Source organism: Waterburya sp., assembly GCF_058530065.1.
Genome location: NZ_JBZNBU010000084.1, coordinates 1 through 25421, shown reverse-complemented (window position 1 = coordinate 25421; position 25421 = coordinate 1). Strand labels below are relative to the sequence as shown.

At 38.7% G+C, this 25421-nt stretch carries 22 protein-coding genes; 7 read left to right on the top strand and 15 right to left on the bottom strand.

The window, feature by feature from the left end:
- The 4 genes from AC33VI_RS05700 to AC33VI_RS05685 form a co-directional block, all read right to left on the bottom strand.
- Positions 1-2063: PAS domain-containing protein (locus AC33VI_RS05700; protein ID WP_491781299.1), on the bottom strand; the 2063-nt coding region annotated here is incomplete at its 3' end.
- A gap of 383 nt (positions 2064-2446) precedes the next feature.
- Positions 2447-3226, bottom strand: coding sequence for a DUF3891 family protein (locus AC33VI_RS05695; RefSeq protein ID WP_491781298.1), 780 nt, complete (start codon positions 3224-3226; stop codon positions 2447-2449).
- A 14-nt stretch (positions 3227-3240) separates the two neighbouring features.
- Positions 3241-3798, bottom strand: coding sequence for a GAF domain-containing protein (locus AC33VI_RS05690; protein WP_491781297.1), 558 nt, complete (start codon positions 3796-3798; stop codon positions 3241-3243).
- 82 nt (positions 3799-3880) lie between these two features.
- On the bottom strand, positions 3881-4795 hold the full coding sequence (locus AC33VI_RS05685) for a YegS/Rv2252/BmrU family lipid kinase (RefSeq protein ID WP_491781296.1): 915 nt from the start codon (positions 4793-4795) through the stop codon (positions 3881-3883).
- Positions 4796-5056: 261 nt separating this feature from the next.
- Between AC33VI_RS05685 and rd the strand changes: the two genes are divergently transcribed.
- Positions 5057-5242, top strand: coding sequence for a rubredoxin (gene rd, locus AC33VI_RS05680; RefSeq protein ID WP_491781295.1), 186 nt, complete (start codon positions 5057-5059; stop codon positions 5240-5242).
- A 189-nt stretch (positions 5243-5431) separates the two neighbouring features.
- Here the strand turns inward: rd and AC33VI_RS05675 are convergent, their stop codons facing one another.
- The 5 genes from AC33VI_RS05675 to AC33VI_RS05655 all read right to left on the bottom strand — a co-directional run bounded on the left by AC33VI_RS05675 (position 5432) and on the right by AC33VI_RS05655 (position 9112).
- Positions 5432-6244 carry a pentapeptide repeat-containing protein gene (locus AC33VI_RS05675; RefSeq protein WP_491781294.1) on the bottom strand — a complete coding sequence of 271 codons (813 nt, stop codon included), beginning with the start codon at positions 6242-6244 and terminating at the stop codon, positions 5432-5434.
- 132 nt (positions 6245-6376) lie between these two features.
- Positions 6377-7183 carry a TPM domain-containing protein gene (locus AC33VI_RS05670; RefSeq protein WP_491781293.1) on the bottom strand — a complete coding sequence of 269 codons (807 nt, stop codon included), beginning with the start codon at positions 7181-7183 and terminating at the stop codon, positions 6377-6379.
- A gap of 159 nt (positions 7184-7342) precedes the next feature.
- Positions 7343-7777 (bottom strand): hypothetical protein, encoded by a 435-nt coding sequence (locus tag AC33VI_RS05665; RefSeq protein ID WP_491781292.1) that lies wholly within the window; start codon positions 7775-7777, stop codon positions 7343-7345.
- 49 nt (positions 7778-7826) lie between these two features.
- On the bottom strand, positions 7827-8156 hold the full coding sequence (locus AC33VI_RS05660) for a YtxH domain-containing protein (protein WP_491781291.1): 330 nt from the start codon (positions 8154-8156) through the stop codon (positions 7827-7829).
- Positions 8157-8236: 80 nt separating this feature from the next.
- Positions 8237-9112: a hypothetical protein gene (locus AC33VI_RS05655; RefSeq protein ID WP_491781290.1), complete on the bottom strand. Its 876-nt coding sequence runs from the start codon at positions 9110-9112 to the stop codon at positions 8237-8239.
- A 16-nt stretch (positions 9113-9128) separates the two neighbouring features.
- On the opposite strand from AC33VI_RS05655, the gene AC33VI_RS05650 reads away from it, so the two are divergent.
- Positions 9129-9944: an alpha/beta fold hydrolase gene (locus tag AC33VI_RS05650; RefSeq protein ID WP_491781289.1), complete on the top strand. Its 816-nt coding sequence runs from the start codon at positions 9129-9131 to the stop codon at positions 9942-9944.
- A 38-nt stretch (positions 9945-9982) separates the two neighbouring features.
- Here AC33VI_RS05650 and AC33VI_RS05645 read toward each other — a convergent pair whose 3' ends face one another.
- The 3 genes from AC33VI_RS05645 to AC33VI_RS05635 form a co-directional block, all read right to left on the bottom strand.
- Positions 9983-10180, bottom strand: coding sequence for a DUF6887 family protein (locus tag AC33VI_RS05645; RefSeq protein ID WP_491781288.1), 198 nt, complete (start codon positions 10178-10180; stop codon positions 9983-9985).
- Between the two features lie 202 nt (positions 10181-10382).
- Positions 10383-11141: an SDR family oxidoreductase gene (locus AC33VI_RS05640; protein ID WP_491781287.1), complete on the bottom strand. Its 759-nt coding sequence runs from the start codon at positions 11139-11141 to the stop codon at positions 10383-10385.
- 112 nt (positions 11142-11253) lie between these two features.
- The gene (locus AC33VI_RS05635; protein ID WP_491781286.1) at positions 11254-13320 is read right to left on the bottom strand and encodes an amylo-alpha-1,6-glucosidase; all 2067 of its coding nucleotides are present in this window, start codon (positions 13318-13320) and stop codon (positions 11254-11256) included.
- Positions 13321-13432: 112 nt separating this feature from the next.
- Between AC33VI_RS05635 and AC33VI_RS05630 the strand changes: the two genes are divergently transcribed.
- The 5 genes from AC33VI_RS05630 (at position 13433) to AC33VI_RS05610 (ending at position 16306) form a co-directional block, all read left to right on the top strand.
- The gene (locus tag AC33VI_RS05630; protein ID WP_491781285.1) at positions 13433-13774 is read left to right on the top strand and encodes a histidine triad nucleotide-binding protein; all 342 of its coding nucleotides are present in this window, start codon (positions 13433-13435) and stop codon (positions 13772-13774) included.
- A 100-nt stretch (positions 13775-13874) separates the two neighbouring features.
- Positions 13875-14210, top strand: a complete 336-nt coding sequence (psb28, locus tag AC33VI_RS05625; protein WP_491781284.1) for a photosystem II reaction center protein Psb28 — start codon at positions 13875-13877, stop codon at positions 14208-14210.
- A gap of 547 nt (positions 14211-14757) precedes the next feature.
- A complete protein-coding gene (locus AC33VI_RS05620) occupies positions 14758-15060 on the top strand; it encodes a hypothetical protein (RefSeq protein ID WP_491781283.1) in 303 nt (100 codons plus the stop codon).
- 37 nt (positions 15061-15097) lie between these two features.
- Positions 15098-15712 (top strand): DUF1361 domain-containing protein, encoded by a 615-nt coding sequence (locus AC33VI_RS05615; protein WP_491781282.1) that lies wholly within the window; start codon positions 15098-15100, stop codon positions 15710-15712.
- Between the two features lie 3 nt (positions 15713-15715).
- Complete coding sequence (locus AC33VI_RS05610) at positions 15716-16306, top strand: TerD family protein (RefSeq protein ID WP_491781281.1); 591 nt, start codon at positions 15716-15718, stop codon at positions 16304-16306.
- A gap of 165 nt (positions 16307-16471) precedes the next feature.
- Here AC33VI_RS05610 and AC33VI_RS05605 read toward each other — a convergent pair whose 3' ends face one another.
- From AC33VI_RS05605 to AC33VI_RS05595, 3 genes are all read right to left on the bottom strand, one after another.
- The gene (locus AC33VI_RS05605) at positions 16472-18811 is read right to left on the bottom strand and encodes an ATP-binding protein (protein WP_491781280.1); all 2340 of its coding nucleotides are present in this window, start codon (positions 18809-18811) and stop codon (positions 16472-16474) included.
- A gap of 262 nt (positions 18812-19073) precedes the next feature.
- A complete protein-coding gene (locus tag AC33VI_RS05600) occupies positions 19074-23435 on the bottom strand; it encodes a DUF3131 domain-containing protein (RefSeq protein ID WP_491781300.1) in 4362 nt (1453 codons plus the stop codon).
- A gap of 52 nt (positions 23436-23487) precedes the next feature.
- Complete coding sequence (locus AC33VI_RS05595; RefSeq protein WP_491781279.1) at positions 23488-24948, bottom strand: DUF3131 domain-containing protein; 1461 nt, start codon at positions 24946-24948, stop codon at positions 23488-23490.
- Between the last annotated feature and the right edge of the window lie 473 nt (positions 24949-25421).

Here is a 25421-nt window from a genome sequence, read left to right as displayed (position 1 = left end):
TCCTGCCAGCGTTGGTTGAAGTAATCGGTTTCACCGTTGGGTAATGCCGTCCAAATTTGCTGGGGAATAGCTTCGGTCATCAGTCTCAGTTCGTCTTCCCTTTGCTCTAAGGCTTTTCGATTAGCTTCACGATCGCTGATATCAATACCCGAAGGAATTATCCATTCTACTTCGCCGTTGGCATCAAACAGGGGAACGAGAGCAAAGTCAATGGTTACATAGTTGTCTTCGCTTAGTCGTACTTCCACATCATAACGAACTGCTTCACCTCTCTTGGCACGCTCAAGAGCAGCATTTAATCTTGCTTGACTGGCTTTAGAATAAGACCACCAATAGGCTTCCGTAAAAGGTTTGCCAATGACATCTTCTAATTTTAAATTAGCTGCTTCAATAGCAGTTTGATTGGCTTCGAGCAAAATACCATCAGGGTTTAACACGCCAATAAAGCTGTATAAACTATCTAAAACCCTCCTCAAGTGCTGTTCGCTCTGCTGAATCTTTTGTTCTGCTTCCTTGCGATCGCTGATATCGAGGTCGATTCCACTAAAACAGATTGGCTCGCCGTTATCATTACAAGTAACATGACCCATCGCTAAAATCCAGCGAATTCCTTTTTGAGAGTGAATAATCCGAAACTCTATTTTTAACTCAGAAGTAGGATCGGCAATCACCCGTTCTATTTCGCGATTAGCCCGTTCACGATCGTCTGGATGTACTACACTTTCCCAAATTTCATATTTTGGCTCTATTTCTGGAGCTAATCCGTATAGGTCAAAATTTTCTTGCGACCAAGTAACTTTTCCTGTCGTTAGATCCCAGTTCCAAGAAGCTGCTGAAGCACATGATAAAGCAAGCCTTAATAACTGTTCCTTTTCTTGTATTTTCTGTTGCGATTCTTTGATTTCCGTGATGTCTTTAGAAATACCAATAACTCCCGCCAAGTTTCCCGAAGCATCGTACCAGGGATGTTTGCTAGATAAAAAAGTTCTCTGTTGCGTTCCAGAAGTTGCTTTTTCTTCCAGAATCACACTTTTATTTTGCTCGATAACCTGCCGATCTATCGCTCTGAGGGATTGGGCGGTTTCAGAATCGAATAGTGCTGTATCATCTCGACCAACCACATCTTCAACGGTCATCCCCAGCCAAGTTAAGGCAGCTTGATTAATAGTTACGTAGCGTCCTTCAAGATCTTTTACAAAGATGGCATCGTTAGTATCTCTAATTATTGACTCTAAGGTATTATTGGTTTCAGTTAATTTGGCTTCTAATAGTTTGCGATCGCTGACATCTTGGGTAGTTCCCATCATCTGCAATGGCTCGCCCTCTGAGTTATAAAAAGCTCGACCTTTGGCAAGAATCCAATGAATGCTACCATCACTCCAAACGGTGCGATATTCAATGTTGTATTCGGTTTTCGTCGCTAATGCCTGTCGTATTGCTGTATCGGTGCGATCGCGGTCTTCAGGATGCAGAGCATTAAGAAATACTTCATAGCTCATTTCTGTATCGGGAGTTAAGCCAAATAAAGCTTTACATAGTTCTGTCCATTCCAAACAGTCCGTCTTTAAATCCCAAAACCACATCCCCAAACCAGCAGCGACCGTAGCCAAGTTTAAACGTTCTTCTTTTGAAACCGTGAGCGATCGCTGTTTGGGAACAAACTGGAGAGAAATATCATTGCCAATGCGATCGCTAATATCTTTAAAAGTTACCTCTACTCCATAAGGTTTGGTATTGTTAGCTTTAAACAAAGGCTCAGTGGCGATCGACAACCAAACTAAATCTCCATCAGGTCGGTAAAAGCCCATAACCAGATCAGAGCAAGGCCGACCAGTTTCCAACGAAATAGTTGCAGGATAGGTTTCAGGTGAAAAAAGAGAACCATCTTCATGAATCGTTTGCCAGGGAGGATCGAAGCTTGAAGCCCCAATTAACTGCTCTACGGTGTAGCCTAAGATTATTTCCGCATCAACATTACAACTTTGAATAGTGCCATCAGCTAAATGAAATACAACTCCAACTGCTGTAGTCGAGCATAGGGGGCGACCTAAATCCATCCTCATACTAATTGGTTAATAATTAAGCGTTATGAAGTAGTTATTAGCGATCGCCGATCGCTGGTCGGCGATCTTACACAACCTAGTTTAGTAAAAATCACAGTGAATATACTTAATTTTTTACTATTAATTTACTATTAATCTTTTGTAACAAACAGATCTTGTTCGTAAATGCTTTATTTTATAACTCAGGAATGATATTTTTATCCTTCCGCAGATAGATTTTTTAAAAGCTAAAGTCATTTGTCCTTTGTCCTTTGTTCTTTGTTTTTTATAATCAGTGACCAATGACTAACAACTAATATGCGAAGCGGTATCCTTTAAGACAACTAACAACCAATTCAAGGCAACTCTACCGTTTCAAATTAATAGTCAAGAGATATTTGTATTTAAGCTGCTTTTAAGAAAATTTCTGGTTTATGCTTACCGTTTTCTCGATCTAATTTTGTTTTGAGGAATGTCCATTCAAGATACTTGCGGGGTGCTGCTTTTAAGGCTTCGGTTAAGCTTTGATTATCGGCAAATTTAATTTGGGATAAATAAGACGCTTCAACTTTAACTGTAAATTTATCTTGAGCAAAACACCAAGGAGATACAGTTAGCCACCCTTCATCAGATTGGGTCACATAGTAAGTTTTGCCATCTGCATTCTGATTGATTTCTAAAGCTCTTTCATTGTCAGGTAACTTGCGCTGACAGAGAATTAAGGACAGGCGATCGCACCATTTCATGAACTGGTAAACTGAATCAGCTTGTTCTTGTGACAAATCTAATTCTTTACGCCATTGTGTCTGTAATTCTCGTTGTTCTGCGAGAAATTCTTTGATTTCAGGTTTGTCTTTACTACCCTGATTGAGAAAACAAAGGTGCATTGAAGTTAGCAGTGCTACCCAGCGTCCCCGATATAGGGAATCTTCGATATGTTGGCGTAATTGCTTAATTGGGGTTTGTCGCTCTAAAGTAAAGTCCATCGGCGCACCCGCAGATGTTAGTTGATCCTCTTTCCACTCTTTTTCGAGATCGTCATGATGGGATATGGCAGCTATAGTATCGACAATGCGTAATGAATTATCTTCTTGCTGACAAGCCCCAGCAATTTGGGCTGCTAGTAAAGCATGGGCGCGATGATAAATAATTTCCCAACCATTTTCTTGTAAGTTAACAATCATAATATCGTTTAGTGTTAGTAGACTTTGTTAATGAGTTTGGAGCTATTAGCTTTTAGTACGTATTCCATAACTAGGGGGGCAGTTTGTTCGGCTATTGCTGTTATTAACTGGCGATCGCTCGATGTCCAAATTCTAGGTTGGTCAAAGACGCATGGTTGCAATACTCCCCAAAGCTGTCCTTCATGACAAAGATGGGTATGAATCAAAGCTCGATGTCCAAAATTTTCCTTTTCAAACTCAGCATTAACTACTTGTGGATCGGCAGTTTCTAGATCTTCGATAAAAATATGAGGCTGGCAATTTAAGGCTGCTGCAAACATAGGGTCTTGCGCTTCAATTGCAGGAGATTCTTTTGACCATTCGCGACTGGTCACTTCTGGAATAGTGCGATCGCGACGATAACAAAATTCTGCTTTACCCAAGCCTGTATCTGGATCGCGCAGATAAATAAAACAGCGATCGCATTTTAGGGTAACTACTATTTCCTTGGTTAAAGCTGATAGCAGATCTTTTCTCTGATTCAATGCAAAAACTTGTGCGATATTTGGCGGTAAAACTAAATTTTCCATCATAATTGCCCTTGAGATTTAGCTGTAATTAATGGCGATTTCAGCTTCGCTGAGGTGCTGCGTATACAGCCGAAAAGCTGGCGCATTAGCGATCGCCTAATTTTTGGTTTTTTGGCACATAAACAGTCAAGCTTTGAGGTAAGCATTCTATTTCTAGAGGAGTTTTGCCGATAATTTCACCGTCAATCGCTACTTTTTGCGGTGGATTAGTGGTGACTTTTACCCGTTTACTGCGTAAATAGCTCACACTATTATGTTTAGCTACTTCATCATTCACAGCAGAGCGATACAGATTGTAAGAAGCCGTTAGGGATGCCAAATTATTTTCTGGAGCAACTATAGTAATATCTAGCAAACCGTCATCTGTGACAACTTCGGCTACTCCCTGAGCTAAAATTGAGGTTTTAGGGGCAGCATTGGCAATGGTAATAGCAGCCGTAGTAATGTTATCTACCCTTTCATCTGTGACTATCTCAGCTTCAAAAGATTGCCATTTGGTTAACTGTTGCAAACCAGATAAAACATATGCCCACATTCCCCAACGGTCTTTATCTTTGCGGTCTGTATTTTCGATTGTTTGGGCTTCAAACCCAATCCCCGCCAGTAACACCATAGGTTTACCATTATACTGAGCCGTATCTATGGTTTTCGTATTACCATCAAGAATAGTTTCACAAGCTGCTGCCAAATTTTCAGGGATGCCCAGTGCATTGGCTAAGGCGTTAGCTGTCCCGCGAGAAATAATCCCCAAAGGGATATCTGTCTTAACCAGAGCGTTTGCCACTGTCGAAACCGTTCCATCTCCTCCAGAAACGATGATGGTTTCCACTTGACGTTCAATGGCATCTTTTGCCAGACAGTCGGCATCAACTTTAGGAGTAGTTTGGCGAATATCAAGATCGATTTTTGGCGACAATAACATTTTAATATTGTCCAAATCGCAGTCCGAATCACCTTGACCAGCAACAGGATTATAAATTAAACAGGCAGAACGAGACATACAGCATTTTTATCTAATGAAACACAACAGTTTTTAAATCAATTTAAATATTCAACATTTCGGGATAACACAAAAATTATGTCTTTAAAATTAAGTATAAAAAAAGTTGAGAATACTTTATCTATCATCAGAGATAAATTTATAGTTTGCTTGATTATTCAGATTATATTATTTTCCCTAAACTACTATTTCTGAAGAAAGATGTTCAAAATAAATTGATTAATTAATATTATTTCAGTAAAAATTCAAAGGAAAATAAAAATGCAAAAATATGTTTGTAAAATTTGTAACTACATTTACGATCCCGCAAAAGGAGATCCCGATTCAGGAATAGAGCCAGGAACTCCTTTCGAGGCAATTCCTGATGATTGGTCTTGTCCTAAATGCGGTGCAACTAAATCACAATTTGAGCCTTACGACGTTCAGCAACCTAGCTTGACAAGTTAAGCTGATAAAAAAGCAAATTTTTCAGCTTTTTGGTCAGAATAATCTTCCCTGTTTTATTTGATTTACATTGATTAATGATTGCAAATTAATATTGATTTTACATATTTGACAATAGTAGTTATTCTTAAATAATGCTTACATAATATTATTAATATGCAAAAAATTTAACTTAATAAATTACTATAATAACTAATTTAACTTAGCCGACATCTTGGCATCATAAATAGCTTCCGACCAATTTTTAGCCTGTTTGATTTGGTCTGGATTCAAATTCTCTACCCCAAAGAATTTGGTTTTGTGGAGGTTCGCATCTGTAAGCAAGCACTGATTGAAATTGACATCTCCAAAGTATGCTTGGGCTAGATTGGCACGAACAAAGTTTGTTCCGATGATACTCGCACCAACAAAATCCGCTTCAATCAAATCGGCTTCAATTAAATCAGCATAGTTCAAGTTTGCTCCAGTTAGCTTGGTGTTGCTTAAATTAGCATTGGTTAACTTGGTTTCTACTAAGTTAGCGTGACTCAAGTTAGCGTTGCGTAGATTAGCATTACTCAAATCTGCTCCCGATAAATAAGCATTACTCAAGTCTGCCCCTTCCAAATTAATACCCCGCAAATCTGCTTCGGCAGCGGTAAAACCCCTTAAGGGAATGCGATCGTCGTTTAAGTCTTGGAGTGCTTGGACTCTAGCATAACTATTTCTCAAACCGTGAGCCGAGTCGATAGTTTTCCAAGCTTCATAGTGAGCTTGCTTATCTCTTTCTGGTGCTTCGAGAAAAAACAGCCAAACTGCCACCAAAATGCTAAAACCTTCTACGATACTGAGCAATACTGATTCTCTAATTTGACAAAATAACCACGATTCTGTTGGTTGACAATCCTTTTCCGCCCCAAATGCAGTTTCAATCGCCAAGATTGCGATAATTAAAAGAGTAGTTCCCCCAACAGCCAACAAGATTCGATAAAGAGAACGTTGTAGTTTTTTATTACCAATTTTCATGGAAACCTCTACTGTTGGGGGATATCAAACCGCGTCTACTTTTAGGTTAAGGGTTAAAGGGTATTTTACTAAAACTCAAGTTTTAAATACAAACGCGGTCTATTTGATTTTTCTAGATCTTCCATATTCACTTTATGTTTCCGAATCGGAAGTGGGAGTTTCAATAAACGTAGGAGAAAGAAATGCCACTACTGCACCTAACATAAAGCCGATAATGTTGCGGAATAGAGGTAAAAATTCGGGAGTGCGAATTACTACAGGGCCAATACCGAAAGCAATAAAGAGGATTCCCCACAAAGGAGACATAATCAAACCCCATTGCCAAGCCATAAACTGACCTTCCTTACGAGGAATTACTGCAACACCTAAAATAACACCGCCGACAATCGAGCTAATTAAAGTTAAGATCCATTGTTCTTGAGGCAAACCAGGAACCGCAGTGCAGCCATTTTGAAGTAGACAGCCTTTAACGGATTCTAAAGCTTCGACAATAGCATTATTTTCACCATGCTCGCGAATATAATACATATTGCCAAACCGAGTCTGTAATTCAATCCAGAAGTTACGGGGTAGTAATTCATAAACAGCATCGCCAATACTAAAGGCTAAAAGATTTCCGCCTCTACCATCAGCTACAAGCAAAATACTTTTATCATCCAAACCCCAGAATTTTTTGACCGCACGACCAGGAGAGCGATCGTATTGGGTCAAAACCCGCATTTTCCAGCCTGTTTCTGCTTCAAAATTTTCCAAGTTTTCAATTAACGAATCTTCTTGTTGTTGGGGTAAGAAGTTGGCTAGGTCTACTACAGGGGTTTCCTTATCGGGTAGTAGCTCTGGATTGTTAACTGCCAAAGCGGGAGATGTAAAGCAAGTAGCTAAAAATAGTAAGCAAGCTCCTAACGCGAGCAGGAAACGCTGTGTTAACTTATTTCCCATAATTGTTTGACTAAAAATATTTCTGATATACAATTTCTTCGGTTTTATTAAAATGCTTTAAATTTCTGTTACATTTATTTACCTTAACTTAAGGTTATCAGTATTTAGTAGTCCTGAGAACTTCTTAAGATAGAAAAAAACCAAAAATTTAAGCAAAAATTAATCTCGGTTTTCAGAAGATTTAGATTTTAAAAAGCGATCGCGGCGATCGGAAAAGACTATCTGCTGGGGAGGATTGCGCCAAGTTTTCCAGGCTGCTTTAACTCCTGCCACCAACCCTTTACTACTTTGTTGTACTTGTTGAGCTTGAACTCTGGCATTGACCAATCCTCGATCTACTTGCTTGACTACTCCCGTAGCGTTACTAATTCCTTGATTAAGCTCGTCGGTTAACTCTCCTACTTCTTTACCCGTCATCCGAATTGCTTCTAAAGTTGGTGGAAATTCGCGGTTGAGGGTATCAAACAACTTTTCGGCACTACGAGCAGCCCTAGCTACTTCTTGTAGAGTAGGTATGGTGACTAATAAAACAGCAAATAAACTAAATGAAACCAATAGTAGGGACAGTCCCAGCCAAAATAACGGATCTATCATAAAAATTGAGCATAGCTAGTGCATTCCTACAATTTTAGATGAAAACTAATTACTCATTACCGTTTTGCTGTGGTGAATTAGATCGATCGACTAGGGTAGTTTCTTGACTGGCTTCGATTCCTGCTGCGATCGCTTGTTTTAATCGGAATAATGTACCTTCCCAATTTTCTAGGGTAGACTCTGACAGTCGATCTGCTTGGAATTGAATACTGCTAGATAAGTCTTCGGCTAATTCTGGTAAAGCATCGGCAGATTTTTTAATTACTTTTCTGGTTTCTTTACCCGTACGAGGTGCAGCTAAAAGTCCCACTACCAAGCCGATGGCACTGCCGATAGTTACCCCACCAATAAAAGCTCCTGTTTTATTTTGCTTGGACATAATGTTATTTTTTCTTCTCGATTGAATTAATGGAAGTTAATTAATTAACTTAAGCTTAAGACAAAATTTTATCCTAGAACTTAAAATAGAGTATCTTCTTCTGGTGAGGATGTTGTTTGAGGTATCATTCTCTTTTTTAGCCTAATGTGGAGAGGTAGATAAGAAGTGGGAGGCTGAAAATATAATATTTTGGCATTGATAAGTTTCAATCTATCTGAAGAGTTGTAGGCTACATCGACTAGACTATTTTTAAAAAACCAGTAATCTCTATTAGGATCGAATAAATCGGCAAAAGCTAAATCTATTCTCTGGCTGTAACCCAGATATTCGTCGACAGCTAAATCGAAATATTCAGGATCTTCTGGATCTAATTCGGCAATTCTTTGTTCTTTTTCGAGTACTTCTGAAGATTCATTGATTTGAATTGCTTGTTTAAATGGTTCTGGTACGTCGATCGACCAAAAGTTAGTAATGAGATCTCCTTTGTCTTTGTCTACTTTTAGTTCATCATGAAAGCCACAACTGTAGTATTCATCGAGAACAGAAGATCCAGAGAGAAAAGTTTTACCCAGAAAGTCAACTTCAAACAGAAACCCACCAACACTATCGTGTACCTCTAAATGAAAAGCATTACATTTAATTTGTTTGGTTAAATTAGCAAGATAGGGTTGAGAAGAATTTAAAGAGCGATCGCAAATAAGTCCTGTCGGAAAAGTTTTAATTACGCCCCAGCGACCGATTCCTGGAAATATAGCAACGATCCAAAGATCGGATAATTCTTGTTCAAGATATGTATATCGCGATCGCTTTTGCCAATCTATGTTTAATTTAGGAAGCTCGAAAATACGCTGACATCCTTCTTCTTGTTCCAAAATCTCGGTTATGCTAGATTCCAGAATATCTAAGTTGTCATATTCGATGCAAGTCGTATAATTCCAATATTTATCGAACAACATTTTTAGTACTAAATTTATGGAACTAAATACAGAAATTAGAGGACAGGGATACCCAATTTTATGTTTGCACGGTCATCCTGGCAGTTCTAATAGTATGTCTGTATTTACCAATTATCTCACAAAAGAATATCGAACGATCGCGCCAGATCTTCGGGGTTATGGCAAAAGTAAATATCGTCAAGATTTTGCGATGGAGGAACATTTAGCAGATCTTCAGCAGTTACTAGATAAGCTAGAGATAGATCGCTGTATGTTATTGGGTTGGTCTTTGGGGGGTATCATCGCCATGGAATTAGCTCTCTTGATGCCCGAAAGATTTAGCGGGATGATTTTGGTGGCTACCGCAGCCAAACCTGCCAGCATCCGCACTAGTAACACTTGGCAAGACCAACTGTTTACAGGAGTAGCTGGTATGGTCAATCTAGTTAAACCAGGATGGCAATGGAACATCGATACCTTTGGCAAGCGATCGCTTTTTCGGTTTTTAATTGAAAATCACACTCCCGAAGCCTACAATTATCTAGCTAAAGAAGGTACACCAGCTTATTTCAGAACTTCTAAAGTGGCTACCAATGCTTTATTTAATGCCATCAGGCAAGGATACGATCGCTTGTCAGATTTAGAGCATTTAGATTTCCCTTGCTTGATGCTTTCAGGAGAATGCGATCGTAATATTACCCCCCACGCCAGCCAACAAACCGCCGAATATTTACCCCGTTGCGAATATATTAACTATCCTCAAGTGGCACATCTTTTTCCTTGGGAAATTCCCAACAAAGTTATACAAGATATTCAACAATGGCTCGACAAACACCAAACCGTCATAAGTTAGAGGTTATAGGTTAAACAAGGTTATATATTTGTTGTTCTTTAAGAAATTACTTGAGAAACAAAATTCTCAACAAACTGTTTTTGCTCCTCCCAACTTGCCCCTTCTGGCGCATCTTGCCAATCTGATTTTTGAGCAAATAACTCATAAGCTTTTTGCCATTCATCAGAACTATCCTGATGCTGTTTCATGTATTGACTCAGTTCTTCAAGACTCATACTTTCTAATGGTTTAGACATATTTTGCTTTTCCAATCTCGTTAATAACTATTCTAATTTGTTTATTTCTAAAACCTGCTTCGATCCGAATTAATCTCTCAGCTTCTAGATATTGAAATACTCGTATTGGCAAGCCTTTTGATGTTAAAAATTCAGTCAAGATACAAGCTTTTATCGCTTGTTTGTCAGTAATCATCAATAGAGAATCCAAACTATATGCTAACTACAAAGAGGAATTAAATAATTGTGACCAATCAATATTATTTGGTCTTTCTCCTTCATTAACAATAGAAAAATCTGTGTTAACAGTAGAATCATAAAATATCGATTCCACACAGACATTGGCTACATCAATACGGCTGGTGTCTCCATTAAGACTATCTCCCCTAGCAATAGTTACTCCCTGTTTGCCATCGGTTTTAGCTCGCAATAAAGTATTTAGATCGTAGGATGTATAAGGACCATCAATTAACCTTCCTGGACGAATAATCGTGTAGGGCAAACCCGAAGTTTGAATAGCGTTTTCCCCCACCAACTTCGCATCTAATACTCCAAAAGCATTTAGAAGATTAAAAGGAAAACTATCTTTGCGGAAAACGCCACAAGAAGAAACAAAGACAAACCGTTTTAAGTCTTTTGGCACGGCAGCTACTAGATTTTTAACACCTTCTCCATCCACTGCTTCGGGACTATTGGCAGCCTGAAACAAATTAGCAAAATCCCATTTAAGGGAAGGGAAAGCAGTCGTACCAGTACAACAAATTAAATAGTCAATATCATTAACTCCATCAACTAAAGTGTTGGGATAGCGAATATCTCCTTCTACTAGTTTCACCTTACCTTCAAACATCGACTCGGCTTTAGCCTTGTTTCTAGTCAATGCCCAAACATCAAGATCTTTTGCCAAGAGTCTGGCAACAACTAGTTGTCCTACGCCTCCCGTAGCACCAGCAACTAAAATTTTATCTGCTTTAGATACCATTGATTTTTCTGAATGAAACTTTTGATTACTTTAAGGGTAGCTAACTATCAAGACTGTCAACTTTAACCATCGCCTTTTTCTTAGCGATCGCTGAATATTGAATCTAATAAAACTACTGTTTCGTCTGAAGTTGGTTGTCGTTATCCTCATAATCTTCAATTAATTGCCAACTGCGTAAAACTTCCGCCACACTCCAAGCCTTAGCAAAACAGCCTCTGGGGTTATGGGGAGAATCTCCATCAAAAATTTCACCAATAGTCCCGATACATCCTGTTTCTAACAAATCTGCTATCGGTACGAGAAACTTGCGGGCGGTTTCTGGATCTCGATATACTTTCAAATGAGCTTGAATAAAATGACCGATAAACCAAGTCCATACAGTACCTTGGTGATAGGCTCTACTTCGGCTTTGGCGATCGCCGCCATAAGTTCCTTGATAGTCGGGATGGCTGGGAGCAAGAGTCCTCAAACCACAGGGGGTTAATAATTCTTGGGTAACGATTGCGATAATACTTTTTTGTTGCGGTTGACTTAACAGAGGCATTGCCCCTTTTACAGAGGGTAAAGACACTGCCAAAATTTGATTGGGACGCAGACTATCTTCATTACCTTGAGGAGCGTCTACTATATCGTAACAATAGCCTAGTTTCTCATCCCAAAACTTTTGAAAACTCACTCTTACAGTATTGGCTAATTTACTGTAGACCAAATGAGGACTATCTAATTCTTGGGCTAGATATTCCATAACTACTAAAGCATTATACCAAAGAGCATTAATTTCTACGGGTTTTCCTCTGCGGGGAGTTACTACCCTACCCTCCACCTGGGCATTCATCCAAGTTAACTCCCTATCTTCATCTCCTGCATACAGCAAACCATCTTTATCTTGATGAATGTTATATCGAGTACCTTGACTGTAATTGCTAACAATCTTAGCTAAAACAGGAAATAGTTCTTTAATTAAACTAGTATCTTGCGTATTTTGATAGTAGGTGAAAATAGCCTCAAAGTACCATAAAGAAGCATCTACACTGTTATAGTTTGATTCGGCTTTAGCATCGACAAAAACATTGGGCATCATTCCGCGATCGATATACTCTGCATGAGTGCGTAAGATGAAGCGAGCTACGCTAAATCGCCCCGTTACTAGGGTTAATCCTGATAAACTAATCGTGGCATCCCTAGCCCAATCATTGAACCATGGATAGCCAGTAATAATGGTTTTTCCTTCGCAAGAGAATTTAGTCGGGCGATCTATAATAAATTGATTGGCAGCCAAGACTAACTTACTAATCCATTGAGGAGGAATTGAGGATTTAGGCTTGACATTGCTAAAAATCGGGGTTTGAGATTTATTAAGTAATTCTTGTTCGTGTTGGTATTTTGCTTGCCAAGCCAAATCGGAATCTAGATTGGGTTGAGATTCTGTACTGGCAATCATGGTAATCGAATCTCCATCGTCAAGAGTCACCGTTGCCGTAGCAGCTAATAAACGATCTTCACAATAAATTAGACCGCGATATTTCTCCACAGAGAGAGAACAGTTATAACGCCAGATATGATTAATTTGCCATGTTGGTTCGAGCTCATGTCGAGCATCACTAAAAAGGTAGAGACTTTTGGCATCTGGATTGGCTTTTATTTCTACTCCCCCAACCAAGGAAGCGATCGACATCTGCCAATTATTACTGTGGGTGTCCCCATGATGATCGCGATAGTTGACTAATGCTCCTAGGGATAATTTTAAAGGTGCAGAGCTTTCTTTGAGGGTGTAGCGAATATAAGTTGTATTTTCTCCTTGTTGCATCCAAATGCGTTTTTCGATTATGGCATCGGCAATTTGATATTCCCAAACTGGTGTAGTTCCAACCAAAAAAAAATTTTTAATGTGTTGATAGCCTTGGGGATGAACCGCTTCATCTGCCCAGCGATCGCAATATAGGTGGAATGAATGTTCGTTATAAGTTACTGTTTCATCCAGCTTGGATAATAATAATGTTCTACCCAAAGGAGGCTGAAGAGCAGCGATTAGCCAACCATGATAGCGTCTGGTTAATAAACCAGATACATTACCCGCACCATAGCCACCAATACCATTAGTAATCAGCCATTCTTTTGCTGCTAAACTTGCTAGAGCTCTAGGATCTCTATGTATATTGCTGCTGATGGTATTGCCCATAATTCCTAACAAAAGTTAAGTATAAATAGAAAGAGAATAGAGAAAAAGAGGAATCCTACTACAATAAGGGCTGTTAATCAAATTGACGATAGTCATCAGTTATCTTTGAATTATGAGCGATACTATTTTTGGCAAAATTATCCGTCGCGAAATTCCCGCCGATATTGTTTATGAAGACGATCTGGCTTTAGCCTTTAAAGATGTCAATCCTCAAGCTCCAACTCATATTCTGGTAATTCCCAAAAAACCCATTCCTCGTTTGTCCGAATCGACAGCCGAAGATACTCAGTTGATGGGTCATTTATTAATGACAGTCAAAAAAGTAGCCGAACAAGCTAACTTGAGCAATGGATATCGCGTAGTCATCAATAATGGTGACGATGCTGGTCAATCAGTAGATCACCTCCATTTACATATATTAGGCGATCGTTCCATGAGTTGGCCTCCTGGTTAATTGATAGATTAGCTACATTCCCCTTTGATTTTCCTTCTCCTGTATTTTTATGAGATGATTAACAGTTATTAACAGATTGTAAAGATATAGGAGTTGCAGTGTGGCGGAAATTCAATTTGCCAGAGGCATAAAGGAGGAAGTTATTCCCCAGATTAGAGTTACTCGTTCTAAAACTGGAAATAGCGGTACGGCTACTTTTTATTTTGAAGATCCCAAAATTTTGGCTAAAGATAGCACTGAAGAAATTACTGGAATGTATTTAGTTGATGGTGAAGGGGAAATTGTGAGCCGTGAAGTAAAAGGCAAATTTATCAACGGAGAAGCTAGAGCTATTGAAGCTATCTTGATCATGAAGTCTGAAGCGGAGTTCGAGCGTTTTGTGCGTTTTATGAATGAGTATGCCGAAGAAAATGGTTTGGGTTTGGATAAAAATTAATTTTTTCTCCGATCGCTCATAATAAAATTAATATAAATAACTTTATGGGAGGTTTCGTGTGAGCGCGAAATGTCCCTATCTTGTTGTTTTCCCCAAATATTTAGCTCGTGATTCCCCCTGTCAAACTAAAAACTAAAGACTAAAGACTAATAATAGGGTCAAATTGGCAGTTAGGGAACTTATTCTACCCGAATTGAATCATTTAGTAAGTCAGTTACGAGGGTAAGCAGTCGCCAAATTTAATTCATCATTTTCCAAGGCAAAAGCTTAAGAAAATTAAAAAATGTAATTAATTTTGCTTAAGTAGTTAGTTAATATTTAATAATTAATCTCAGAGTTTTTAAAGCAATATTGCATTTTTCTGTGATATTTTCTTTTTTTTTACAGGATATAGTTTAGGTTAATAAATACTTTCATTCCTAAAAATAGAATGTAGAATTTGTTAGATAAGTTTAATGGAGTTGCAACACAAAAAAATTAAATTATTGTAGGTGGATTACTTACTTGCTTACTTATCTGCTGTAGTTACCAACAAAGTTAGTTAACTATGATTAATAAATTATTGACTACTTTAAAATGCTCTAAAGCTATGGTTACTCTAATAGCGATCGCTCTACCCATCCAAGCTAATGCTACTGAATATGTATTTAGCGCGCCACCCGAAGTAGGGACTGAAACAGTAGAAATACCCACTCAAGAAACCGATTACCCTTTTTATGAATGCGAGGGGGAGGTTTCTGATAATGAGGCAGAAGAATCAGACCAAAATGAAATAGACTCCCATGCTTGTGACTGTATTGACTGTGGAGAAATGACCCAAAATGAAGCAGAATCCGAAACAGAACTATGAGCCAAAAATATTAAATAATCGATAATTTAGTAAATTAATGAATGATTGGATTTCAATATCTCTAGATTTATTCAGCCAAAGCGATCGTCGTATTATTTGGAATTTATTTTTAGCTTTTATTCCTACTAGTATAAGTTACTATTTATTTCGTTCTTTAGTAGTTCGTAATTTATCATGGTGGATATTATTAATTATTTTTATTGCATTTTTACCCAATGCGCCTTATATTTTAACTGATTCGATTCATATGATTGAATTGAGTCAAAAAAACTATCCTCTTTGGGCAATTATTTTTATTTTAATTCCTCAATATATATTATTTATTAATGCAGGATTTGGAGCTTATACTATTGCTCTCATTAGATTAGAGCGATATTTAGCCAATTTTGTGAGAGAAAAATATTTAATTCTAATTAATGGATGTATACATTTTTTATGCACGATTGGCATTTATCTTGGTAGATTTGAAAGATTTAATAGTTGGGACTTAATTAATCAACCAGTTAAGGTAATTGCCACTACAATCCAAAATTTGCTCGATCCCGAAAAACTAATCAGCATAATCATTTCTTTTTTCTTAATCTGGCTGCTGGCAGAATTTATTAAACTAGTTAATAGATCCTTTGCACTGTCTCAGTCAGGTAACAACTAAATAATGGCAATCAATTTAAAAAAAGGACAACGAATCTCTCTTACTAAAGAAGATCCCGAACTCAAACAAATCATGTGTGGTTTAGGTTGGGATGTCGCCCCAAAATCTGGGGGTTTTTTTGGCAATAACAAACAATTCGATTTAGACTCCTCCGTAATCTGTCTCGATGCTGATAAAAAGTTAACCGATGTCAAAAATATTATCTATTTTGGCAACCTAAGACATAGTTCTAGTGCCATTGTCCATCAAGGAGACAACTTAACTGGTGCGGGAGATGGAGACGATGAAGTGATTAATATCGATTTACCAATTATCCCCCCCGAAATTTGTTATTTAATCCTGGCGATCAATATTTATAAATGCAAAGAACGCCAACAAGACTTTAGTATGGTGAAAAATGCTTTCGTAAGGCTGGTAAATCGCACCACGAATAAAGAATTGGCACGCTACGATCTGTCGGGGGCAGAATATAATAATATGACGGGAATGATCTTAGCAGATGTTTATCGTCATAATAATGAATGGAAAATGGCAGCAGTAGGCAATGGTTTTAAGGTAGCTACCTTAGCAGATATTGCTAAACTTTATACTTAACTTATTATGTTATGGGTAGCCATAGAAAATTAATGGGCTTGAGTTCGGGTTAAGCTAAAACTGTTTTTTAGTTATTAGCTATTAGTTATTAGTTTTTCTCGAACGACATCAGCAATTGAATATCTATGTAGATTAAATTTATCCCTTGAATTAGTTAAATAAAGGTTAACTAGACTTAGGTTGCCATATTGCTGCTTTAATAATTACCCAAAGTAAAGATAGATTATAAATTGCCCAAGCAGAATTAACTAAATAAGTTTCGGGGGTTTCCAAGTTACCCATAGCAAAACGATAGATAGTATAAATAATACCTAAAATAGTTAAAGTAAAGATAAATAATTGAGCTTTGACTAGGTTTAAATATCTTCCTGCTTGGCGTTGTTTGGGAGTTACTTGGAATTTGACATCTTTACCGCTAAAAATACTCCAGACGGCTCGAATCATGAGAGGAAATAGTGCGATCGCATATTGTTCGGAACGCCACAATTCCCCAGCAGGAATCCCCCAAGTAGCAGCTAAAAATGTCAGGCGATTGAGGATAAAAGCAGGTAGGAAATGAATAGCAAAATCGAAACTATAAGCTCGTAAAGGAATAATTCCCGTAAAAAAATAAATTAAGGGACAGACAATAAAAATAACAATAAAAAATCCTGCAAAATAACTGTACATCGTTTGGAAATATTGCAGTCTTTGCCAGAAATTTAAACCTGGTTTTTTCCAGGGGTTTTCTTTGAGTAATACTTGAATTGTTCCTTGTGCCCAACGCAATCTTTGTTTCATAGTCGAACTAAGATCGTCAGGGGCTAAACCCGATGATAGTTCTTCGTGATGATAAACCGATTGCCATCCCGCAGCATGAAGGCGCATAGCAGTATTCATATCTTCGGTAATGCTGTTGCTGGATACTCCTCCAACTAAATCGAATTCATTCAAGCGGTCATTGTCTAATTCGTACTCTGATGAAAAGTTTTGTAAGCCCACATTAACTAACGCTTCTCGTCGTAGAATTGCATTTGTTCCAGTGTAAAAAGCAGCACCCATGCCATCTTTACCCTGTTGAATAGGGCCATAAAATAGGTGGGCTTGATGACCGAAAGGATCGCCAGAAGGTAAGTTAGAGAATGCCTGGGGAGTCTGAACGAAAGCAATTTGATTCTGTTGATATTTACCAGTATGGATATTGTACTGATAGAAGTAGGGTAAAACTCGATGTAAAAATTCGGGTTTGGGGATGTGGTCGGCATCGAGAGTTAAGATAAATTCCCCTGTAGTTTCTCCTAAAAAAATGGCATAGTTAATATTGCCAGCTTTAGCATGGTGTGCTTTTCCTTTAGGTTTTGGGCGGGCTATATAGCGACAGCGGGATAGGTTAGTTAAAGCTAATTCTTGTTCGTGAATGGCTTTTTCTAAGGCTTTTTGTTCTGCTTGTAGATAATCTTGAAGTTTTTTAGCTTGAGGATTGAGTAGGGAGAATAATTGCCCTAAACTTTGAATATAGGATGGTAAATTAGGATCTATTTTGATTTCTGTCTGGTAAGCTTTAATTGCCAACAAACAATTACGTCCGTCGGCTTGTCTTGTGTAACTGAAATAGTCAGTTAATTCTTCTAACAGAAATAGACCTCTACCACTTTCTGCTGCGGAATCTATTTCCCCTTTTCTTTGCCTTCTCTTGGCTTCTAAATCGAATTCTTCGCCATAGTCCCAGATTTTAAAGACAATTGACTGACTTAAAATAGCTAGTTCTAAATCTATGGTCTTCTCTTCCGTTAATTCTTGATGGGCGTGACTGACCACATTATCAAAAGCTTCTCCCACCACAGTTTGAAATTCTAACCAAGTGCGATCGTCGATCGCCTGATGCTTTAAACTTTCAAACCACCTTAATATATCCTCTAAAGATTCATACTTACTCGGAACTTGTAATTTAGATGTCTGTAAATATTTCTCAGAGGCAAGTAAATCTGGCGTAAGATTTTTTAACTGTTGCCAGCGACTGACTAATTGCGATCGCTTTCCATCTATAGTTGCTGCTGCTTGTTGTAATAAAGGGGTTTGAAGATCTTCGACACAGAGTTGTTCTGCCATCGCCCTCATATCGGGAGAATTGCCATCATCAAGAATATAAACTTTTAATTTTTCTACGGCATAGTCAATTGCCAATGCTGCCTTTGCCGTTTCTTCCACCATTTCTACAGGTTCGTTGTAACAGGTGATAAAAATATCGATATTGGGATATTCTTCCCTAGGAAATTGAGGAATCAATTTATTAAAAGACTTTACTTGCCTAACTACTGGCTGCCATAAACCAATCAAAAACATTACTCCGCCGAGATAACTATAAATTTCTGCCAGTAACAAGGGAAGAGAAATCCATAGAGCATTAAAATTCAAAGAATGAGTTACACGCCATTGTAAATACCAAGCTCCAAAGATAAGATTGATAATTGTCAAATAACGAAACAATAGGGTTCTATCTTTTAAGCGAGTTTGGATATTATTCATGGATATATACTCGATTTTCAACAGTGCAATACTAAATCAATCAAAACAAACAATTTCGTGCGATCTTACTGCGCTTTTCACATGGGTAGACTACATAATTAAACTTTAAAAACTAAGAACTAAGAACTAAAAACTAAAAACTACGAACTAGTAAATTTTCCCAGAGAGCTATTCAACTGAAAACGGCTGTAATTAGACAATTGGGGGATATAGGATGCAATATCGCTATCGAACCATTACTAGGGATTTTAAAAAACGATTTTTAATGCTCAATGTTTGATGACAAAGGACAATTATTGCGGGCTGTATATAAAATACTTTCTAGAATCACAGCGTTGGTGTTGACATTGAATACTTGATTGACTCCCAAATTTTTGTCTTCATAGATTCCCCCTGGATAACCACGATTTTTAATAGCTGTTTTATCTACGGCTTGTTTGAGAGATTGAGTATAAGGAAGATCGGGAAACAAGGAAGAAGCGGCGAAAGCTGCTTTGGTACTGAGGAATTTTAGATTAGGAAACGATTTATCCTGGGGAGTTACGGCATTCCAGCGATCGCCATTGGCATAGACGCTATAGTATAAAAAGTAAGGTGGGCGATCTAAAGAGTCTTCGTTAACGGCGGTGAGAATTCCCGTGCGTTTGTATCTTTGTTCTTGTGCCTGAATTAGTTTAACTACCTGCTGTTTATCGGTTTTTGACCAACCCATTTCTAGTCCCCACATCAGATAGGGATCGTTGGTTAGATAGTTACCTGCGTTTGAATTGGCATAGTTACGGCGATCGACTTTTAAGGTATTGCCATCAACTTCTACATCTTTTGTTGGAGGATTATTGAGGGCGTTATTTGCCTCGATACCCCATAGTTGTAAACCCTTGGCTGCATATTGCTCGTAACCCAGTCTGCCTTCTTGATAGTAGTTAATCTTGCCTGTTTTGTCGGGAATACCACCCTGTAGCCAACCATCTCTGACTAACTTACTCAAATCCCATTGACTAACTATCTTTTCAATTCTGGGCTGATATTCTGGGTAATGGGTGCGTAAAGTATGCAGTGAAATCAGAAACCGAGAAATATCTAACGCCGACCAACCGCTAGTACCATCAGGATCGGGAGTATTATTTAGCTTCATCATTTCTCCCGTAATAGTGCTGTATGCTTTGTTGGGTAAACCTGTCGCAGGGAGGGGTAAAGTTTCTAGGGTAATAAGAAGTTTGGTTATCTGGCGATCGAATTCCGCTGGGTCAATAATGTTTAACTGTCGCGCACTATGGATACCTAAGATGGCACTTCCTTGATCCCAAAATGTCGTCCAGGGATATTTTTCTACGGCATTAAATAACCCTGTAGATTCATGACCATTAGCGACAAAGTATGACCAAGCCTGTTTTGCGTTAGCCAGATCGACTGATTGTGATTTTGCGGAACAGGTATTTTGCGGGACATTGGTACTTTTTGCTTTGAGTGATTCTAAATTAACTGCTACTGGTTGTTCGGGAATAATTACTTGGGGTAGCTGCTGGATGTCATGGGATTGATTCGATTTAATATCTTCCTGAGATTTGACGGGATCGATCGATGTCCAATAGGATTCGCGATTGTCGAGATATAAATTTGCTTGCTGAGTTGGTTTATCTGGTATACCTTGCCCTTCTCCTTTTGCTACAGCTTGCCACCAAGGAGAATCCATTTTGCTATTGTTAAGAGGAGACTGACTGCTAGTTTCTGCATCAATCTCGAAGGATTGAGAATTAGACCAATAGATACCCGTATCATCCTCGACTAAATATAGTTGTTGTTCGTTGTCATAGGGTAAGCCATTGCCCGAATTACCCTTTGCTACAGTTTTCCACCAAGGAGAATCGAGGTCAGCATTATCAGTTAATAATGGTTGAGAATCGCGGAATTTATAATATAAAGACTGAAGCACGATTGCATTAGTGCTGCTGGTAAAACCTAATGCTGCTTTGCCACTTTGCTCGTAAAAGCCTTCATAATATCCCAGATCGGGATTGTATAAATCTACTACCGCCTGTTGTAATTCTTGGGCGTATTCATTTTCAGGAAATAAAGAACCATAGGCAAAGGCTGTTGCCACGCTAGCAATACGATGTTTGTCTTTAGTTTTACCATCTTGCGATCGCGTTGACCAGGGTTCGTTATTCCCAATAATAGTACTGTGAATCACATAGGGTTCTTTCTGAATTAAAACTGTATTGGCAGCAGAGAACAAACCTTTATCTCGGTAACGTTTAGCCTCTGCCTGTAGCATAGGATATACTAGCGATCGCATTTGCGGATCGAAGCCTAATTCTAGTCCATAGCGAATAAAGGGATCTGCCACAACATAATTGTGTTCGGGTTGTTTGCCATTACGTTGTCTTTGAGAGAGGATCTCTAAGCCATCTACCGACTGAGTTTGATATTCTCCCCCCACTGCGGATTTACCCGCATCAAAACCCCAAAGTTGAAAGCCCCGCGCTGCATATTCTTCATAACCCAACTGGTTGACGGGGTGTACTTTTGCCAAACGACGCTGAAAGTTATCTTCCTCGACTACTGCACTATTTAATCTGCCGTTTCGGACTACCCGCAGATAAGACCAATTTAAAAGAATCTCATCTACTGTTTCGGTATATTGAGGATAGCAACTCTTGAGATTATGTAACGCCAACAGCATTCTGCCCACATCCAAGCCAGACCAACCCGTTCCCTCCGATACGGGATTGTTACCATAATCTACAGGTTCGAGAGTGCGAATATCGTAACCGCGATGGGGTAATTCCCCCGAAAATAAATCCAGCCTTTGCAAAGTCGCCAGAAACTTACGCACCCGCAGGTCAAATTTCTTCAGAGATATTAATTCCATTGCCGTGGCAGATTGTAGTGCAGCTAGATAGTCCCCCATGCCCCAGAGACTAGTACCTTTCATGTCACTGCGATCGCTGACTAGTCCTGTTTCTGGCTGATAATTAGCCTCAAAATACTTCCAGGCTACCTTAGCGTAACGCTTTTCGGGAATGGTTAAATCTCTAGTAAACTCAGAACAAAAAGAAGGTTTGATTCTACCCATAGAAGGTAGAGGCGCAATGGCTACAAAATCTACAGGCTTTTTCTTTTTCTGAGGAGGATTATTAGCAGTAGGTTGAGGTTCTGGTTGGAGTGGTTTGACTTGGGGTTGAGATGTGGTAGGTACTACGGCAACTGGTTCTGGTGAAGACGGAGGAGTTACTGGGGCTGCTTGACTTTCTACTCCTGCTGGTGCGGGATAACCTTCGGCTACTTCATATTCTTGGGGATCTCCAGTAGAAGCATTGACCAAATCTCCGCCGATCAAAGGCTGGTTGCCTCTGGCTTTGTAATAAAGGATTTCCATAATTAAGCCGTTGGTGTTACCAGTAAGAGCTTTATTTGGTTCGCTAGTCTCTTCATACAAACCTGCATAAAAACCACCACCATCGGGACTCATCAACCCCGTAGCTACTTGAAACAACTGTTGGGCATATTCGCTATCGGGGAAAATATAACGCCAGCCCAAAGCTGCCTTAGTGCTGATACTGCGTTTGTCTGGGTAAAGTTCATTTTTTTCGGTGATCGTCGCCCAGGCGTTACCATTTGAATAGACTGTGTTATAGAGAAAATAGGGTGCACCATCAATATTATCTTCGGTGACGGCTGTTAATTGCCCCGTGGCTAAATAACGTCTACGTTGAACTTCAAAAACTTTTTCTGCAAATTCTTGCTGCTTGCCCAAAAAACCAAACTCAATGCCATCGAGGATATAAGATTCACTCACCACATAGTTATTGGCGTTGGTTTCCTGAAATCTACGGGTATCGACGGGTACTTGTACTCCATAAATTTCCACCATCTTATAAGGTTCGTAAGATAAGGCTTTGGGTACGGCATAGCCCCATAGTTCGTAACCCCTAGCTGCATATTCCTCATAGCCCAAACGCCCTTCCTGTACGGGCAAAGTTTGACCATCTTCAAGTACAGCAGCCCCAAACATATAGCCATCTTGAATCGATCGCTCTACCGCCCAGCGATCTATAATTGACTGCAACCACTCACTATATTGGGGGTGGCAAGTGCGTAAAACGTGAAAAGCAGCCAGAATACGCCCAATATCTAAAGCAGACCAGCCAATACCTCTCTCTACGGGGTTATTACCATAGTCCGTCATTTCTCCACTGGCAGTGTTATATACCTTGTTGGGCAAACTATCTTCAAACAGACGCAAGCCACTTAAAGAAGCCAAAAACTTATTCAAACGGAGATCGAAGTCTGCTTGGTCGGTTAAACCCATCCAGCGGGCTGCATTTAACGCCATCAGATAATTACCCATATCCCAAAGAGTACCTGAAGGATAGCCATTGGCTGCGTTGGTAAACCCAGTACTTTCTTGATAGTTATTCAAAAAATATTGCCAGGCAGTACGGGCATAGATTTCCTCTTCAGGAGTCAGAGGATTGACGATATTCGCACATTGATTACTACTATCCTGTGCCAAAACTATCTTGTCACTACCAAAACCAATAAACCAACTCGAACCAATAATTCCCGCACACAAAGAGGCAGTCAATCTAAAAAACTTTTTTTGGCTAAATCCCTGCCACATAACAAACTCACTACTCACTACTCGTACGGACGTTCCATGGAACGTCTCTACACTACTCACTACTCACTACTCCCGCCCAAACTATTAGAGGTTTTCCCACCTGTTTGTACAATAGGCTTTCCAAAATAACGCCGTTATTATTTGCCGTCAAAGCATCGTTGGTTTCTTGCAGAGTTTCGTAATAGCCGTTGTACCAACCCGTTTCTGACTCTAGATTTTCTACTACAAAATTAAATAGCTGATTAGTGTATTCGGTGTCGTATAAAACATCCCAGCCAATGGCAGCTTTTGCACTCAGAAAACGCAAATGATTGTAATTTTCTCCCGTATCGGTAATCGTAGACCAAGGCTTACCATTAACAAACAAAGTATTATAAACAAATCGCGGATCTCGGTCTAAATTATCTTCGGTAATTGCTGTTAATTGTTTGGTGCTTTGATAACGAGATTCTTGGGCTGCTAAAATGCGATCGCTATAGGCTTTTGGTAATGCCTGAAACCCCGTTTCGATTCCATCTAAAAAGTAAGGTTCGCTCAACACATAATTATTTGCCCCAGAATTTTGTGCATCTCGAAGGTCGTAAGGAATACCCACATCATAGAGATTGACAAATGCTGTTTTGTCCTCATAATCCAAGGCTTTATCTACTTCCAAACCCCAAAGTTTTAACCCAAAAGCGGCATAATTTTCATAGCCCAATCTTCCTTCTTGGTTGTATTGTTCTTCCCCATTAGCAATACTAGTACCAAACATATCGCCGTCTTTAGTCAGACGTTCTACATCCCAAGCTTGCCAGACAGCATCGGCTTGAGTTTTATACTCTGGATACTTTGCGCCGATTATTTTTAACCAGATTGCTATCCTTCCTAAATCAATCGCCGACCAACCAATAGTTTCTTTTTTTTCTAAACCACCGTAGTTTACGGGAATTAAAGTTTTAGCGTTATAAACCTTGTTAGGTAATTCATCATTATAGAGTTCCAGTTTTGCCAGAGTTTCTAACATTTTATCGAGCTTTTGATTAAACTCTTTTTCCTCAATAATTTCTAATTCCTTAGCCGAAATCAAAGCAGCAATTCCCGCCCCTTGATCCCACAATGTGACTGAAGGAAACTTGTCGGCAGAATTAACTAAACCTGTTTCATCATTCCAGTTTGCCTCAAAATATTTCCAGGCTGTTTTAGCTACTGCTAATTCTGCTGTAGTTAACTTACTCGTCTTGGCTGGAATATAGGGAACTTTTGTCGCTTTAAGTTCTTTAACTGTAACTTTTGTGCCTGGTAGTTTTAATGATTGAGCATCCTCTAAAGCATATAAAGCTTTTGGTGCTTGAGGCTTCACTTCTACTGTTGATTCTGAATCAATTTTAGGCTGAGTTTCTACTACTGGGGTTTTAGATAAATGTTTGCCCAACCAAGTCAAACCGGCGATCGCCAGTAATGCTGTAGCTACCGCACTAATTACTACTAAGGCTGAATACTTTTGTGGTGGTGGTTTTAGTTCGGGTTGCATATGTTTGAGCTATGACTAATGAAGGCGATCGTTTTTAGAGTTCCCGAAATATATTTAATAGTTAACAAAATAAGCAAAAAAAAATATCAAGGTAATGTAAATTACACTTTGTTATAAGATACTAATATTGGTATTTTACTAATCAATAAAACAAATTAATTCATTATTTATCTGACATCAATTCTTTTACTTTGCCAGCGAGTTCTTTTTTCAAAGATTTAGAATTATTACATCTTAAATTTTGTATGTATGATGTCCATCCAATTACTTTAATTTTATCTTCGTATGTACCTTCATAGATTTCATATTTTTTATTTCCTTGTTTTGTTTTAAACTAATTCTTTTTGATTATTATTTAAAAATTCTTTGTTACTAGGATTGATACTAATAGTAGCTACTGAAGCTTGATGAATGTTACCAAAAAAGATAACTGGAATTGAATTTGCTACAATGTGTTCTTTTAGATTAATAGG